The organism is Streptomyces griseorubiginosus (assembly GCF_036345115.1).
GTDB lineage: Bacteria > Actinomycetota > Actinomycetes > Streptomycetales > Streptomycetaceae > Streptomyces > Streptomyces griseorubiginosus_C.
The window spans coordinates 8,349,337-8,364,407 of record NZ_CP107766.1 but is presented as its reverse complement, the minus strand read 5'-3'; the positions used below and the strand labels follow the sequence as shown (position 1 = coordinate 8,364,407).

The following is a 15,071-nucleotide window of genomic DNA, read 5'->3' as shown; positions in this document are numbered from 1 at the left end:
GAGGCTGGCCAGCATGACCCGTTACGCGGCACCCGGCACCGAGGGCGCGATCGTCTCCTACCAGGCGCGCTACGACCACTTCATCGGTGGGGAGTACGTGCCGCCGGCGCGTGGGCAGTACTTCGAGAACCCGTCTCCGGTGAACGGGCAGCCGTTCACCGAGGTCGCGCGGGGCACCGCGGAGGACGTGGAGCGGGCGCTGGACGCCGCACACGCCGCCGCCCCGGGCTGGGGCCGGACCTCGGTGACCGAGCGCTCCGGGGTCCTCCTCAAGATCGCCGACCGTATGGAGGCGAACCTGGAGAAGCTCGCCGTCGCGGAGAGCTGGGAGAACGGCAAGCCGGTGCGGGAGACGCTGGCGGCCGACATCCCCCTGGCGATCGACCACTTCCGGTACTTCGCGGGGGCGATCCGGGCGCAGGAGGGTTCGCTCGGCGAGCTCGACGACGACACGGTGGCGTACCACTTCCATGAGCCGCTCGGTGTCGTCGCGCAGATCATCCCGTGGAACTTCCCGATCCTGATGGCGGTGTGGAAGCTGGCCCCGGCCCTCGCGGCGGGCAACGCGGTCGTGATCAAGCCGGCCGAGCAGACCCCGGCCTCCATCCACTACTGGATGAGCCTGATCGCGGACCTGTTGCCGCCGGGCGTGGTGAACATCGTCAACGGCTTCGGTGTGGAGGCCGGGAAGCCGCTCGCGTCGAGCCCGCGGGTGGCGAAGGTGGCGTTCACCGGCGAGACCACGACGGGGCGGCTGATCATGCAGTACGCCTCCGAGAACATCAAGCCGGTCACCCTCGAACTCGGCGGCAAGTCACCGAACATCTTCTTCGACGACGTCTGGGCGCGGGACGACGACTTCCGTGACAAGGCGCTCGAGGGGTTCACGATGTTCGCCCTCAACCAGGGCGAGGTCTGCACGTGTCCGTCCCGGGCACTGATCCAGAGCGGCAACTACGCCGAGTTCCTCCAGGCCGCCGTCGCCCGTACCGAACTCATCAAGCCGGGCCACCCCCTCGACACGGAGACGATGATCGGCGCCCAGGCCTCCAACGACCAGCTGGAGAAGATCCTCTCCTACCTGGACGTCGGCCGGCAGGAGGGCGCACGCGTGCTCACCGGCGGCGAACGCATCGAGTACGACGGCGAGTTGAAGGGCGGCTACTACGTCCAGCCGACGATCTTCGAGGGCGACAACCGGATGCGGATCTTCCAGGAGGAGATCTTCGGCCCGGTCGTGTCGGTGACGTCCTTCGACGACTTCGACGACGCCCTGAAGATCGCCAATGACACGCTGTACGGGCTCGGGGCGGGTGTGTGGACCCGCGACATGAACACGGCGTACCGCGCGGGCCGCGCGATCCAGGCGGGCCGCGTCTGGACGAACTGCTACCACGCGTACCCGGCGCATGCCGCGTTCGGCGGGTACAAGCAGTCGGGGATCGGGCGGGAGACGCACAGGATGATGCTGGAGCACTACCAGCAGACGAAGAACCTGCTGGTGTCCTACTCGCCGAAGAAGCTGGGGTTCTTCTAGGCCCCTTGCGTGGGTGGTGGTCTGGAGGCGCTGTTGTTCTCCGGACCACCCGCCACGATCTGTCAGCCCGGGATCACCGGCAGGATGATGCGGGAGGGGTGGTCGGTGTCGTGGAAGATCCGTTGGCGGGCCACCCGGGCCGTGGTCGCGGTGTGCTCGGGTTCGCCCGTGTTGAGGTTGCGGTCCCAGCGGGGGAAGTTGCTGGAGGTGACCTGGACCCGTATGCGGTGACCTGCCCGGAAGACGATGCTGGTCGACCACAGGTCCACGACATGCTCGGCCACCTCGCCCGGCGTCGCTTCCCGCACCCGCACGATGCCGTCGGTCACGTTGCGCGAGACACCGTTCTCGTCGACGTCGCACAGGCGGGCCACCCAGTCGGTCGAGGGGCCGTCCGTGGCGGCGAAGAGCACGGCCCGGACTCGGCCGGTCACCTCGACGTCCTCGGTGAGGGGCTCGGTGGTGAAGACCAGGACGTCCTCGCGCGCTTCCACGGCCACCTGGTCCAGCGGACCGGGACGGAACTCGTCGGTGAGCAACAGGGCTCCGCCGGTCGTGGGTACCGGGTCCATCGGGTCGTGGGCGAACTCCTCGGGCTGCTCGGTGGCGGACGGCGGCTCGGTGGTCAGGCGGCCGTCCGCACGCAGGTGGAAGTCCGTGTCCACGGCGCGTGACAGGGGCCATTCCGTCTCCTCGCGCCACTGGTTGACGCCCATGACGAACAGCAGCACCTTGCCCGTGTCCGGTTCCAGTGGCTCGCCGTCGCCGATCGTGCGACGGAACCAGTCGAGCTGGAGGCCGTGCAGCGGGCCGCGCATGCCCATGAAGGCGGAGTTCGCGGCGAACCCGAAGTTGACGTCGCCGATGACGTGCTGCTGGTTGGCGTGACTCCACGGGCCCATGATCAGCGTGGCGGAGCGGCCGGCTCCGCGCATGGCCGTGAAGTTGTCGAGCGTGCCCTGGGTGAAGATGTCGTACCAGCCGCCGACCTGGAAGGTGGGCAGGTCCACCTCGTCGTGCCGGCCCGCGACCGTGCAGGACGCCGCCCACCCGGGCTCCCGCCGGGACCGCTCGTAGCCGAGTTCGGGCAGCTCGTGCCGGGCGAACGCGGGGAAGTGCCCGGCCGGCAGCTCCCCGTAACCGCCTGCCGCCAGGCCGTCCATGTCCTGTACGAGTCCGCTGATGCCGCCCACGAGCGCGGCGGGGTCGGTGGCGTGCCGGCGCATCAGCGCGTCGGCGCCCATCATGAGGGTCCAGGGCGCGGTGATGCCGAGTTCGATCGCACCGCCGCGGGTCCAGAGGCCGTCGTCCGGGTCGGACCACGTCACCATCGGCGCGATCGCCTTGAGCTCCGGCGGCTTGGACAGAGCCGCCATCCACTGCGTGTTGCCGAAGTAGCTGGCGCCGATCATGCCGACCGAGCCGTTCGAGCCGGGAAGGGCGGCAGCCCACCGTACGGTGTCGTACCCGTCGCTCTCCTCGTGCGTCCACGGCTCCCACTCGCCCTCGGAGGCGAACCGGCCACGGGTGTCCTGGAGGACCACCATGAAGCCACGCCGAGCCGCCTCCAGGGGATCGAGGACCGCGATGGCCAGGGCCATCTGCTTCCCGTACGGCAGCCTGCTGAGCAGGACCGGCCACGGGCCGGTGCCTCCGGGGCGGTAGACATCCGCGCGCAGCACCGTGCCGTCACGCATCTCCGCGGGGACGTCGAACTCGATCCGCATCTCCGTCATGTGCTGCTCCTTTGCCCGCCACGACGCCTTCTCCGGAACATGGTCGATCGGCGCCGTCCCTGGGCGGCACCCCCGAACGGGGGTGACCGCGGCGGACTCGGGACATTGGCCGGCCACCGCACGGGCGAGGTCGTGGCTCCCCTGCCGCGGCCACGGCCGCGAAGCAGGTCCTCTCCGCGTGAGCTGCGGGTCTACCCTGGTGGCACTCTTCGAAGGGAAGCCTCCGTGCGAAGCAGCCTCCGGCCGGCGGTGCGGTCATGAGCCGGATCCTGGTGACCGGGTCCGCGGACGGTCTCGGGCGGGCCGCCGCCGACGCTCTGCTGGCCGCCGGCCACGACGTGGTGGTGCACGCCCGGAACCAGGAGCGGGCGGCGGGCCTCGACCCGCTGGTCGGCCGTGGGGCGCGGCTCGTGGTCGGTGACTTCACCGAGCGGGACGCCGTACGGCGCGTCGCCGCCGAGCTGGACGACTCCGAGCCGCTCGACGCCGTCATCCACAACGCCGGCGTGTGGAGCGGGCGTGCGGTCATGCCGGTCAACATCGTCGCGCCGTATCTGCTCACGGCGCTGCTGCGCGGGCCCCGCCGGCTGGTGTACCTGAGCAGCGGCTCGCACTTCGGGGGGCGTCCCTCGCTCGACGGGGTCGACTGGCGGGGTGAGCGCGCCGGCTCGTACTCCGACAGCAAGCTGTTCGTGACGGCACTCGCGGCCGCGGTGGCCCGGCTGCGCCCTGACGTGCTGAGCAACGCGGTCGATCCGGGCTGGGTGCCGACGAAGATGGGCGGGCCCGGCGCGCCGGACGACCTGGAGCAGGGGCATCGCACCCAGGAGTGGCTGGCGTCGAGCGACGAACCGCAGGCCCTGGTCTCGGGCGGCTACTGGTACCACCGTGAGCGGCAGCAGCCGCATCGCGCGGTGCACGACGAGGCGTTCCAGGACCGGCTCCTGGACGCCCTGGCCGAGGAGACCGGCACCGTGCTCTGAGCCTCCGCCCTGCCGTCTCAGCCGCCCCGCCGCACCCGCGCCGCCCTGCGGGCCTCCGCCAGCTTGCGGGCCTCGTCGCTCTTGCGGGACGGGCGGCCGCCGGAACCGGTCTGTCCGTCCTTGGTGCTGCCCAGGCCGCGGAACGGGGCGTTGTGGTTCTTGGGGCGTGCGGCGGCGGGGCTGCCGTCGAGCGGCACTCCGGAGGGGGACTTGGCACCGGTGATCCGGCTCAACTGCGCCTCGCCGGACCGGACTTTGGTGACCTCGGGGATGATGTCGGCGTCCGCCATCACCTGGCTCGTCTCACGGCGCTGTCCGGACAGGATGAGGGTCACGACGGTGCCGGAGCGACCGGCCCTGGCCGTGCGGCCCGCGCGGTGCAGATAGTCCTTGGGGTCGGTGGCCGGGTCGACGTTGACCACCAGGTCGAGGTCGTCGACGTGCAGGCCGCGGGCGGCGACGTTCGTCGCCACGAGCGCGGTGACCTGCCCGTTCTTGAACTGGGCCAGGGTGCGGGTGCGTTGCGGCTGGGACTTCCCGCTGTGCAGGGCGGCGGCGGGCACTCCGCTGGCCCGCAGATGCCGGGTGAGCTGGTCGACACCGTGCTTGGTGTCCAGGAACAGCAGGACGCGGCCGTCCCGGGCGGCGATCTCCGTGGTCACGGCGTACCGGTCCGGGCCGTGCACGACGAACACGTGGTGCTCGATCGTGGCGACCGCGCTGGAGGAGGGGTCCACGGAGTGGACGGCCGGATCGCGCAGGTAGCGCCCGACCAGCTGGTCCACGTCCCGGTCGAGGGTGGCGGAGAACAGCATGCGCTGCCCGTCCGGACGCACCTGGTCCAGGATCTCCGTGACCTGCGGCAGGAACCCCATGTCGCACATCTGGTCGGCCTCGTCCAGGACGGTGATGCGCACCTGTCCCAGGCGGCAGCCCTTGCGCTCGATCAGGTCGTGCAGCCGGCCGGGGGTGGCGACGACGATCTCGACGCCGTCCCGCAGCGCGGCGGCCTGCCGGCCGATGGACACTCCGCCCACCACGGTCGTGAGCCGCAGCCGCAGCGCCTCGGCGTACGGGGTGAGCGCCTCACCGACCTGCTGCGCCAACTCCCGGGTGGGCACCAGGACGAGCGCCAGCGGCTCCTTGGACCTGGCGCGCCGTCCGGCCGTACGCGCGAGCATCCCGAGGCCGAAGGCGAGTGTCTTGCCCGATCCCGTGCGGCCGCGGCCCAGGACGTCCCGGCCGGCGAGCGCGTTCGGCAGCGTCGCCGCCTGCACGGGAAAAGGCACGGTCACGTCGTGTTCGTCGAGCGTCCGCAGCAGCTCCGCCGGCAGACCCAGCTGGGCGAAGGAGGTCACCGGGGGCGACACCGACGGGGCGCCTGACGCGTCGTCCTGCTGCCGGGCGTCGGCACGTGCTGAATCGCTCACAGAGAGCCTTCCTCCGAGGGGACCGTACCGAGGAAGGCGCGGCGGGGACGCGGCCACCGGTCAGGGGCACCGAACACGGGGCACCGACACAGCGACACTGCAAACGCCCGACACTAGCACGGGCCGGTGTCCCGCTAGGGGCGAGCGGTCAGGGACAGGTCGGCGTACAGGATGTGGTGGTCCGAGACCTCGGTGGGGACGACGTGGTGGCGGAGGGGGGTGACGTCCCGCAGGAAGACGTAGTCGAACTTGCTCTGCCAGTCGGTGGTCGGCTCGCAGCTGCCGGTGCCCGAGGGGCGGCACTGGGGGGCCGCGTCCGCGGCCAGTTTCCACATCGGGGTGAGTTCGGGGGCGTACGGCACCGCGTTGAAGTCGCCGATGACGATCGCGCGGTCGTACCGGGCGACCTCGGCGGCGAGTACGCCGACCTGCTCCGCCCGGACCGCCTCCTGGCGTCGTTCGGCGAGGTGGGTGTTGAAGAGCCGGACCGGGCGGCCGCCCACCGTGGTGGTGACCTCCATGTACCCACGGTCCTCGGAACCGCCGTCCGGGTATTCCTCGGTGACGACGTCGGTCATCGGGGCCGCCGACAGGATCGCCTCGCCGTAGCCGCCCGGGTTCCACGGTGCTCCCCCGCAACGGCCCCAGCTCTGCAGGACCGCCCCGTACTCGACGTGGTAGACGAGCCCGTGGAGGTTCTCCAGGTACTCCCGGATCTTCTCGACGTCGCCCACGCACGCCTCCTGCAGGCCGATCACCTGGGGCGCGTACTTGGCGATCTCGGCGGCCCGGTCGTCGTTGCCCGTCTCGCAGGGGTTGCAGAGGTTCCAGGTCATGACCCGGTTGGCCACGACGTCCCGGGCCGGCTTGGCGGGCACGGACCGGGCGTCGAGGGCGCCGCTCGGCGCGCTGGGACCGGAGAGCACCATCCAGGCCAGGACCATGGCGCCCACGAGCAACCACGTGCCCTTTCCGAGCACCATTGCCTCCTCGACGTGCATCCAGGGCGACTGACGTCTACGGGAACGATGTTATGGGACCCCGCTCACCCCTCGTCCCGCAGTCGTGCCGCCAGCGAGGTCAGCGGGGCGGTCTCCGCCTCGTGGCCCAGGGCGGTCAGGTGGGAGACCGCCGCGTCGACGCGGGTGAGCGCCGGGGCGGTGCGCTTGAGGTAGATGCCCTCCACGGCGCCCGTCAGGCGGACGCACTCGGCCCACTCACCGGCCCAGTCGTCCTCGGGGCCGGGCTCGCCGAGCAGGGCCAGGGCCTTCTCCAGAGCGGCCAGGGAGTCCTCGTAGGCGCGGCCGTACGCGTTGACCCGCCCGTACTCGTAGGCCAGCGCGGTGTCCAGGGACGGCCCACGAGTCCCCGGCTCGACAACACCGGCTTCGAGCGCACCCTCTTCGACGACACCGGCCCCGCCTTCGACGACACCGCCCTCGACGGCACCGGCCGCACGCTCCGCCTCCCGTGCCGCACGCTCCGCCTCCCGTGCCTCGTCCGCGATCCGGCCCGCGTCCGCGAGGTAGGCGAGGGCGTCCCGCAGGCCTTCGGGGCCCTGCTGCTGGGCCTGCTGGCAGGCGAGTTCGCGCAGGGAGTTGCTGAGCGGTTCGTGGCGCGGGGCCAGGCGGTGCGCGGCGAGCGCCTGGTCCGCGGCTTCGCGGGCCCGGTCGAACTCGCCGGACTCACCGAGGAGTACGGCCGTCTCCGCGGCGATCATGGTGTGGCTGCCCGGGTCGTCGTCCCAGCCGGCCGACTCGGCGGCGAGGGCGACGAGTTCCGCGGTGGCGGCCTTGAGGTCGTCGCCCGCGCGCAGGGCCCGGGCCCGGGTCAGGCGCAGCTGGGCGGTGAGCCGGTCGTCGATCTCGCCGGCCGCGACGTCGGGTTCGGCCAGCACGGAGTCGAGCAGGGCGATGCAGTCCTCGACACGGCCCAGGTCGAGGCTGAGCCGGGCCGCGTTGCTGTAGGTGCAGAACGCGTCGAAGCGGTTGCCGCGGCGCAGGTCCACCTCCGCCGCGCGCGTCAGGTGCCGCAGTGCCTCGTCGGGACGGCCCAGGTGCATGGCGGCCTCGGCCAGATCGCTGAGGAGGCGGCTGGTGTCGAGCGTGTCGCCCTGCCATTCCCCGGCGAGGCGCAGCGCTTCGGCGAGGTCGCTGTAGCCGGCCTGGGCGTCGCCGAGGCCGAGCCGGATCCGGCCGCGCAGCTGGAGCGTGCGGGGCAGGTGCCAGTCGGGGCCCTGCGCCCTGAGGCGTTCGAGGAGGGCGTCGGTCTCGGTGAGCGCGGCGGGCAGGTCGCCGGCGAGGGCGTGCGTGGTGGCCCGCAGCAGCCGGCCGCCGGAGATCTGCCCGACGACGTCGTGCCGGGTGGCGAAGGCGTGCAGCAGGTCCAGCTCGGCGAAGACCGGCGCGATGTGCTCCTCGTCCCGCGTCGCCTGGAGGCGCAGGCCGAGCATGGTCGCGCGCAGCCGCAGCAGGCGGGCCTCCTGGTAGGGGGCGAGGCCGGCCGTCTCCTCGTGCAGCCGGACCAGGGACGCGTGGGCCTCGGTCAGCGCGGCGGCCTTCGCCTCGGCCCCGTCCGCGCTCTCGGCGACGGCGAGCAGGGCGGCGCCGCGCTCCAGGGTCGCGTGCCCCGGTTCTCCGGCGTCCTCGTACAGGGCGGCGGCCTCCTCGTGGAGGGCGGCGGCCTCGGCGTACTCGTCCTTCTCGCCCACCTTGCTCGCCTCGTCGGCCAGCAGGTCGGCGCGCAGCAGGACGAGGGGGCCGACGGCCGGGTCGTCGGGGTGGCTGTAGTCGCGGGCGGCTACGAGGGTGCGCAGCCGGGTCCAGCAGGCGCGGTTGTCCGGGTGCCCCCGCTCGTCCAACGCCCTTGCCCGGAGGATGAGTTCGGGCAGCGACTCGGGTAGGTCCGTGGCCGTACGGGAAGCGGGTGCGGTGGCCGGGGCGGCCGGGGCCACGTCGTCGAGGCTGCGGGCGCGCAGCGTCAGTTCCAGCGCGTCCAGGAGCGGGGCGCGGTCCAGGCGGGCCCGGCGGTGGTCGGACACGGCGCTGGTGCCGTTGCGGTCGTCGAAGCGGGCGGCGAGGTCGTCGGCGCGGCCGCTGACCTCGGCACGCAGACCGGTCACCGTCCAGGTGCGGCCCGGGTATCCGGCGGCGGGCAGCTCGCCGTGGCCGAGGGACTCGACGCGCTGGAGGAGGACCTCCACGCCGGTGAGGAAGTCGAGCTGGTCGAGCGGTGAGTCGACCTCGTCGAAGAGGTTGCGGTTCTCGGCGAGCAGTTCCAGGCCGCGCGCCTCGTTGCCGGTCAGCGCGCAGAACTCCAGGTGCCGGCCGACCTCGCCGGACATCGAGGGGTTGCGGCGGCAGCCGCGGTACCCGGCGAGGTGCAGTTCGCGGGCCCGGTCGACGCGGCCGGTGCGCAGCAGGGGCAGCAGCGCGTACGACACGGAGCGGGCCGGCTCCTCCTGGCAGGACTCCTTGCCGGACAGGACGGGTTCCCAGATGCTCAGGGCCCGCTCGTCGTCGCCCGCGGTGAGGTGGTGGCGGGCGCGCCGGCAGATCTCGCAGGCCTCGCAGTCGCTGTACCGGGTGCGGGTGCGGGCCGCCCACAGCTCGTAGGCGAGGGCGGTGTCCTCACCGGTGTGCGCCGCGAGCTGGTAGGCCTCCCCGTAGTAGGGCTGGAGGCCGAGGTCGGCCTTCTCGTACCGGTCGCGCATCTCGGTCAGCCACTGGCGCAGGGCGGCCAGCGGTATCTCGGGCAGCTGGCGCAGGGCGTTGGACACCCACTTGAACCGCCAGAACAGCATGTACCGCAGCCGCTCGTCGAAGACCTCGGGCCGCTCGTCGAAGAGGTTCAGCAGCCGGGCGAAGACGACGGGCGACTTCCGGGGCTCGGAGCCGTAGGTGTACGCCTCCTGGAGTTCGAGGAGGGCGTGGATGAGCGGAACGGGCTCCTCGAACTGCTCGGCCGCGTCGACGAGTTCCTCGGCGGTGACCGTGCGGGTACGGCCGTAGGGGCGCTCGTCGTTCGCCTGGAGGGCCTGGTACAGCTCTTCGGTGGTCTGGGGAGCGGTCGGCATCGTCAGCTGTCCTTGCGGAGGGCGTGGGCGAGGAGGTCGAGGAAGGAGCGGTTGATGAGGCTGGACTCGGCGGGCCTGAGGGGGCGCCGGGACAGCATCGCGGCCTGGCCGTAGAGGGCTTCGGCGCTGGTGCGGGCCAGTTCGGGTTCGTCGATGGTGACGGCGGTGCGGACCAGTGGGTTGAGCTGGTTGAGGATCAGCTGGGCGCGCGGGGCCTCCTGGCGCAGGGCGCCGAGGATGTCGCCCCACACCCCGCCCTGCTGCTCGCGGGCGAGCTGGGAGCGGGTGCGTTCGTGCCGGGCCTCGCGGCTGTCGACCAGGAGGGCGGGGGCGGACGCCGGGTGGAAGGTGCGCAGCGCCACGTCGCAGTCGAAGACGGCGAGGGCGTCGCGGGCCTGGGCGAGGTAGGCCGAGGCGGCGAGTTCGGTCTCCCGGTCGACGGGGTCGAGGTGGGCGGTGAGGGTTGCCGGGTCGAGGTCGGCGACGGTGGCCTCGGGCCGGATCTCGGGCAGCCGGTGGACCAGTTCACGGTCGTAGGTGTAGCCGCCGTTGACGACGCCGAGCCCGGCGGCCGAGGCGATCGCGGCGACCTGGCGGAACTCCTCCACGCTGGAGGTCACGAGCACGGTGGGGTGGGTGCGGGCGAACTCGTCGAGGGTGCAGTGCCCGTCGGTGGTCTCGAACGGCAGCCAGGGCAGCAGCATCCTGAGGATCTCGTCGTCGTGCACGGCGAGGGACTTCACGGCCAGGTGGTGGGCCTGGAGGAAGCGGCCGAGCAGCTCCGGATCGCTGGCGGCGGCGCGGGCGATCCAGGCCCGCAGCCGTTCGGCGAGGGCGTCACGGACGGCGGCGAGGGTGTCGTCCTCGTACAGGGACTCGCGGGACGCCGTCGGACGCAGGCTCTCGGCGTCCACGACACAGCGGACGAAGAACGCCCACTCGGGCAGGATCTCCTCGGCGTGCTCGGACAGCAGCATGCCCTTGACGTGCACGCGGTGTCCGTGGCGGCGGCCGGCCGGGACCGCCTCGGGCAGTACGCAGGCGATGCCCTTCAGGCCCACGGCGGGCAGGTCCAGCTCGATGGTGTCCAGCGGTGTGAACCCGAAGATCTCCTCGCCGTACGCGGCCAGCGCGCGGGAGCGGGCGCCGGGCGTGGGGTGGGCCTGCGACCAGGGCGCGGGCTCGGGGTTGACCGGTGTGGCCGGGCCGGGCGTGCCGTCGTCGAAGGTCACCGGGTGACGCAGCAGGGAGCCGAAGTGGCGGGCCAGCGTGAGCACTTGGGCCGGGCGGGTCCACTCCCCCGCGTCGGCGCGCGGCGTCAGCGTGACGGTCGTGCCGGGCCGGGGGCGGGCGGAGGCGGGCAGGGTGCGGACGGTGTAGCTGCCGTCGCCGCGTCCGCGCCACTCGACGGCGGGGGCGTCGGGGGTGCGGGCGGAGCGGCTGACGACGTGGATCTCGTCGGCGACCAGGAAGCAGGAGAGCAGACCGATGCCGAACTGGCCGATGAAGTCGGCGCGTTGCTCGGCGACCTGCTCGGCGCGCTTGCTGCTGCGGCCGATGGTGGCGAGGAAGCTGTGCACGTCGGCCTCGGTGAGGCCGACGCCGTCGTCCTCGACGCGGACCACGGTGCCGTCGGCGTAGAGGCGGATGCCGAAGTCGCCGTGCGGCTCGACGGCGTGCCGCGCGGTGAGGGCGTCGACCGCGTTCTGCAGGAGTTCGCGCAGGTAGACGCGGGGGCTGGAGTAGAGGTGGTGGGAGAGGAGGTCCACCAGGCCGCGCAGGTCGACCTGGAAGGTGCGGTCGGTGGCGGCGTGGTCGTCGGCGTGGTGACGCAGAGGCATGGGGCAGTCCGGGGTGAGGGGAACGGCGGGGTGGGCGGTGGTCCGCGCGAGGTCGGCCGGGGACCGGCGGACGGGAGGCGGACGGCGGCTCAGAAGGCCTTGCGGAAGCGCGCGTACACCTTCTGCGGGTCCGCCATGAAGGTCCACGGCCATTCGGTGAACACGCCTTCCAGCTCGCGGAAGACATTGGAGGCCGTGCTGCTGCCCGCCAGCGAGAGGGCCATGGCGAAGATGTTGTAGTCGCCCTGCCAGCCCAGTCGGCGTTCGTACGCGTGGTGCAGGATGCTGCGCTCCGCGGCCTCCCTCAACTCGGTCCGGATCCGCGGGTCCTGAAGGCAGTCGCGGTTGTCGGACTCCACCCAGTCCTCGATGTGCGCCATGGCGACCACGCAGCCGAGCCGGTGCCCGTCGGGCGCGCCGGCGAAGGCCTTCCGGGCGTACTCCAGGGCCTGGCCCGGCTCTCCGCCCCAGCGGGGCTGGAGGTGCGACACCCACTCCATGTGGAGGTCCACGTTCAGCGGATCACGGCGCAGGCCGGCCGCGAGCCGGGCCTCCTGGACGCTGTCGTCGACGGACATGCCGCGTCCCGAGGTGAGCAGATGGCGCCACGGCGTGACCCAGCCGGGCTGCAACTCGGCGGCTTCCAGCAGGTGTTCCTCGGCGATGTTCAGCCGCTCGTAGAAGGTCTCCCACTGGCCGCGGCTGACGTCCACGGCACGCGCGGACGTACGCGCCTCCCAGCCCCAGGAGACATGGCGCGCACCCGAGATCAGCAGGGCGGTCGCCCGGAGCTCCTTGTCGTCCTTGTCCTCCTCGGCGGCCCGGACGATCCATTCCTCCAGACCGTCCACATCGGTCAACTGCCCTAGGACCGCCTGCTCGTGGCCGAGGTCGAAGGGGGCCAGCGCCGCCTTGACCGCCGTCCAGTCACCGGCGTCGGCCGCTTCCACGAGGGCGAGCACCCGGGCGTCGCCGAGCGCGCGCAGCTTGTACACCCCGTTCTTCTGCCTGCGCGGGACGGGCAGGGCGTGCGGATCCGCCGTCGGTCTTTCCCCGCCCCCACCGAACAGCCTGCCGAACATGACGCGCCCTCCCCTGGTCCCGCGTGATCGTCCGGTGCAGCATAAGGGGAACCACTGACAGCGCTTCCACCGGGTTTTCACCAGGCGCACACGGCTCGGCACAGTCGGACTGGCGGTTTCAGCGGGCGGCTCGGACCAGGGCGTCGAAGAGGCCCTGCTGGGCGGGGTCCTCGGAGGCGGTGTCCTCGGGGTGCCACTGGACGGCGGTGAACCACCCCCGCGCGCCGGGGAGTTCGAGTCCTTCGACGGTGCCGTCGGCGGCCCGCGCGGTGACCGTGAGTCCGGTGCCGAGGCGTTCCACCCGCTGGTGGTGGTAGCAGGAGGCGTCCACCTTCGGTACTCCGGTGGCCTGTTCCAGCAGGGTGCCGCGCTCGATCCCCACCGGGTGCGTGAGGTGCCGGTGTTCGCGTTCGGGGCCGCCCATGTCCTGCTCCAGGGTGCCGCCGAGGGCGACGTCGACGACTTGGAGGCCGCGGCAGATCGCCAGCAGGGGCAGGCCCTGGTCCAGTGCGGTGCGGGCGACCTGGAGGTCGAAGGTGTCCTGGAGGTCGTCGACGTCGTAGACGGCCGCGTGGGTGTCGGTGGCGCCGTAGCGGTGCGGGGCGAGGTCGCCGCCGCCGGGGAGCAGGACACCGTCGAAGCGGGCGAGGCGGTCGGGGACGTCGACTTCAGCGGCCGGGTGGATGCTCGCCGGTTCGCCGCCGGCCCGCCAGACGGCCTCGATCAGGGCGCGGGCGTTCACCTCGGCGGCGTACCGGAGCGCGGAGGTCGTGGCGGCGAAGCGGGCGGGGATCGCGATGAGCGGCCGCGCGGGCGGGGTCGTACGGCTCACAGCTGGATCCAGGTCGTCTTGAGCTCGGTGTACTTCTCAAGGGCGTGCGCCGACTTGTCGCGCCCGTTGCCGGACTGCTTCACGCCGCCGAAGGGGACGGTCAGGTCGCCCTCCTCGTAGCAGTTGACCCAGACGGTGCCGGCCTTGAGGGCGCGGGATACCTTGTGGGCGGTGGAGAGGTCGGAGGTCCACAGGGCGGCGGCGAGGCCGTACTCGGTGGCGTTGGCGAGCCGTACCGCCTCGTCGAGGTCGTCGAAGGCGAGGACCGACAGGACGGGGCCGAAGATCTCCTCACGGGCCAGTCGCATCCCGGGGTCGACCCGGTCGAAGACGGTCGGTTCCAGGAAGCTGCCGCCGGTCCCGGTGAGTGTCCGGGCGCCGCCCGCGCGCAGTCGGGCCCCTTCGTCGAGGCCGGTGGCGATGTGGTCCTGGACGCGTGCCAGGTGGCTCTCCCCGACCAGGGCGCCCATCTCGGTGGCCGGGTCGAGGGGGTCGCCGACACGCAGGGCGCGGGCCCGGGCGACGACGGCCTCGGTGACCTGGTCGGCGACGGAGGAGTGCACCAGGAGCCGGGAGGGGGCGGTGCACATCTCGCCCTGGTTGAAGAAGATGCCCCAGGCGGCGGTGGCCGCGGCCCGCTCCAGGTCGGGGGCGTCGGGCAGGACGATGTTCGGTGACTTGCCGCCCAGTTCCAGCCAGACGCGCTTGAGGTTGGAGTCGGCGGAGTAGCGCAGGAAGTGCCGGCCCACGGCGGTGGAGCCGGTGAAGGCGAGGACGTCGACGTCCGGGTGGAGGCCCAGTGCCCGGCCGGCCACGGGTCCGTCGCCGGCCACGACGTTGAGGACCCCCGGGGGCAGTCCCGCCTCGGTGGCGAGGCGGCCGAGCAGGAGGGCCGACAGCGGGGAGTGCTCCGACGGCTTCAGTACGACCGTGCAGCCGGCCGCCAGCGCCGGGGCCACCTTCCAACCGGCCAGCGTCAGGGGGAAGTTCCACGGCACCACGGCTGCGACGACGCCGGCCGGCTCGCGGGTGACCAGGGCGAGGGCGTCCGGGGCGGTGTGCGGGGACTGGTCGGTGAGCTTGTCGGCGAGCTGGCCGTACCAGCGGAAGGTGGTGATGAGGGCGCGCAGTTCGATGCCGTAGGCGTCCGTGACGGGTTTGCCCATCTCCAGGCTGACGGTCAACGCCAGTTCCTCGCGCCGCTGTTCGAGCAGGTCGGCGATGCGCAGCAGGGTCCGGCCGCGTTCGGCGGGGGCCAGGTGCGGCCAGGGGCCGGAGTCGAAGGCCCGCCGGGCGGCGGCGACCGCCGCGTCCACCTCCGCGGCGCCCGCGTCGGCGATCTCGGCCAGCACCTGGCCGTCGCGGGGCGAGACGAGGGTGAAGGCCGCTCCGCCGCCGGGTTCGCCGGCGCCGTCGATGTGATGGACACCGGAAGGGGTCAGGGACTTGGCGCGGCGCAGCCACTCCTCATGAGTGACATCCGGCATGGGGGACCTCCGCGGTCAATATTTGGGACCAAACAAAATGGGGACAAGGGGGCGGCGAGAGAGCTCAA

10 protein-coding genes are annotated in these 15,071 nt (G+C 72.5%); 2 read left to right on the top strand and 8 right to left on the bottom strand.

Annotated features, from left to right (window positions below):
* Positions 1 to 13: 13 nt before the first annotated feature.
* Positions 14 to 1,537: an aldehyde dehydrogenase family protein gene (locus OHN19_RS37760; RefSeq protein ID WP_330268495.1), complete on the top strand. Its 1,524-nt coding sequence runs from the start codon at positions 14 to 16 to the stop codon at positions 1,535 to 1,537.
* 62 nt (positions 1,538 to 1,599) lie between these two features.
* On the opposite strand, the gene OHN19_RS37755 is transcribed toward OHN19_RS37760, so the two are convergent.
* The gene (locus tag OHN19_RS37755) at positions 1,600 to 3,273 is read right to left on the bottom strand and encodes a CocE/NonD family hydrolase (RefSeq protein WP_330268494.1); all 1,674 of its coding nucleotides are present in this window, start codon (positions 3,271 to 3,273) and stop codon (positions 1,600 to 1,602) included.
* A 257-nt stretch (positions 3,274 to 3,530) separates the two neighbouring features.
* Here OHN19_RS37755 and OHN19_RS37750 point away from each other — a divergent pair, with 257 nt between their 5' ends.
* A complete protein-coding gene (locus tag OHN19_RS37750) occupies positions 3,531 to 4,256 on the top strand; it encodes an SDR family NAD(P)-dependent oxidoreductase (protein WP_330268493.1) in 726 nt (241 codons plus the stop codon).
* 17 nt (positions 4,257 to 4,273) lie between these two features.
* Here the strand turns inward: OHN19_RS37750 and OHN19_RS37745 are convergent, their stop codons facing one another.
* The 7 genes from OHN19_RS37745 to OHN19_RS37715 all read right to left on the bottom strand — a co-directional run bounded on the left by OHN19_RS37745 (position 4,274) and on the right by OHN19_RS37715 (position 15,003).
* Positions 4,274 to 5,686 carry a DEAD/DEAH box helicase gene (locus OHN19_RS37745; protein WP_330268492.1) on the bottom strand — a complete coding sequence of 471 codons (1,413 nt, stop codon included), beginning with the start codon at positions 5,684 to 5,686 and terminating at the stop codon, positions 4,274 to 4,276.
* A gap of 134 nt (positions 5,687 to 5,820) precedes the next feature.
* On the bottom strand, positions 5,821 to 6,669 hold the full coding sequence (locus tag OHN19_RS37740) for an endonuclease/exonuclease/phosphatase family protein (RefSeq protein ID WP_330268491.1): 849 nt from the start codon (positions 6,667 to 6,669) through the stop codon (positions 5,821 to 5,823).
* Between the two features lie 62 nt (positions 6,670 to 6,731).
* Positions 6,732 to 9,761 carry a hypothetical protein gene (locus OHN19_RS37735; protein ID WP_330268490.1) on the bottom strand — a complete coding sequence of 1,010 codons (3,030 nt, stop codon included), beginning with the start codon at positions 9,759 to 9,761 and terminating at the stop codon, positions 6,732 to 6,734.
* 2 nt (positions 9,762 to 9,763) lie between these two features.
* Complete coding sequence (locus OHN19_RS37730) at positions 9,764 to 11,602, bottom strand: HSP90 family protein (RefSeq protein WP_330268489.1); 1,839 nt, start codon at positions 11,600 to 11,602, stop codon at positions 9,764 to 9,766.
* An 89-nt stretch (positions 11,603 to 11,691) separates the two neighbouring features.
* A complete protein-coding gene (locus OHN19_RS37725; protein WP_330268488.1) occupies positions 11,692 to 12,684 on the bottom strand; it encodes a hypothetical protein in 993 nt (330 codons plus the stop codon).
* A 118-nt stretch (positions 12,685 to 12,802) separates the two neighbouring features.
* Positions 12,803 to 13,516, bottom strand: a complete 714-nt coding sequence (locus OHN19_RS37720) for a gamma-glutamyl-gamma-aminobutyrate hydrolase family protein (RefSeq protein WP_330268487.1) — start codon at positions 13,514 to 13,516, stop codon at positions 12,803 to 12,805.
* A complete protein-coding gene (locus OHN19_RS37715; protein WP_330268486.1) occupies positions 13,513 to 15,003 on the bottom strand; it encodes an aldehyde dehydrogenase in 1,491 nt (496 codons plus the stop codon). The genes OHN19_RS37720 and OHN19_RS37715 overlap by 4 nt, the downstream gene beginning before the upstream one ends.
* Positions 15,004 to 15,071: the final 68 nt, after the last annotated feature.

Excerpts from the sequence above, each read along its gene's own strand:
- OHN19_RS37715 (WP_330268486.1), bottom strand. The coding sequence starts at position 15,003 with ATGCCGGATGTCACTCATGAGGAGTGGCTGCGCCGCGCCAAGTCCCTG.
- OHN19_RS37740 (WP_330268491.1), bottom strand. The coding sequence starts at position 6,669 with ATGGTGCTCGGAAAGGGCACGTGGTTGCTCGTGGGCGCCATGGTCCTG.
- OHN19_RS37735 (WP_330268490.1), bottom strand. The coding sequence starts at position 9,761 with ATGCCGACCGCTCCCCAGACCACCGAAGAGCTGTACCAGGCCCTCCAG.
- OHN19_RS37760 (WP_330268495.1), top strand. The coding sequence starts at position 14 with ATGACCCGTTACGCGGCACCCGGCACCGAGGGCGCGATCGTCTCCTAC.
- OHN19_RS37725 (WP_330268488.1), bottom strand. The coding sequence starts at position 12,684 with ATGTTCGGCAGGCTGTTCGGTGGGGGCGGGGAAAGACCGACGGCGGAT.
- OHN19_RS37750 (WP_330268493.1), top strand. The coding sequence starts at position 3,531 with ATGAGCCGGATCCTGGTGACCGGGTCCGCGGACGGTCTCGGGCGGGCC.
- OHN19_RS37755 (WP_330268494.1), bottom strand. The coding sequence starts at position 3,273 with ATGACGGAGATGCGGATCGAGTTCGACGTCCCCGCGGAGATGCGTGAC.
- OHN19_RS37730 (WP_330268489.1), bottom strand. The coding sequence starts at position 11,602 with ATGCCTCTGCGTCACCACGCCGACGACCACGCCGCCACCGACCGCACC.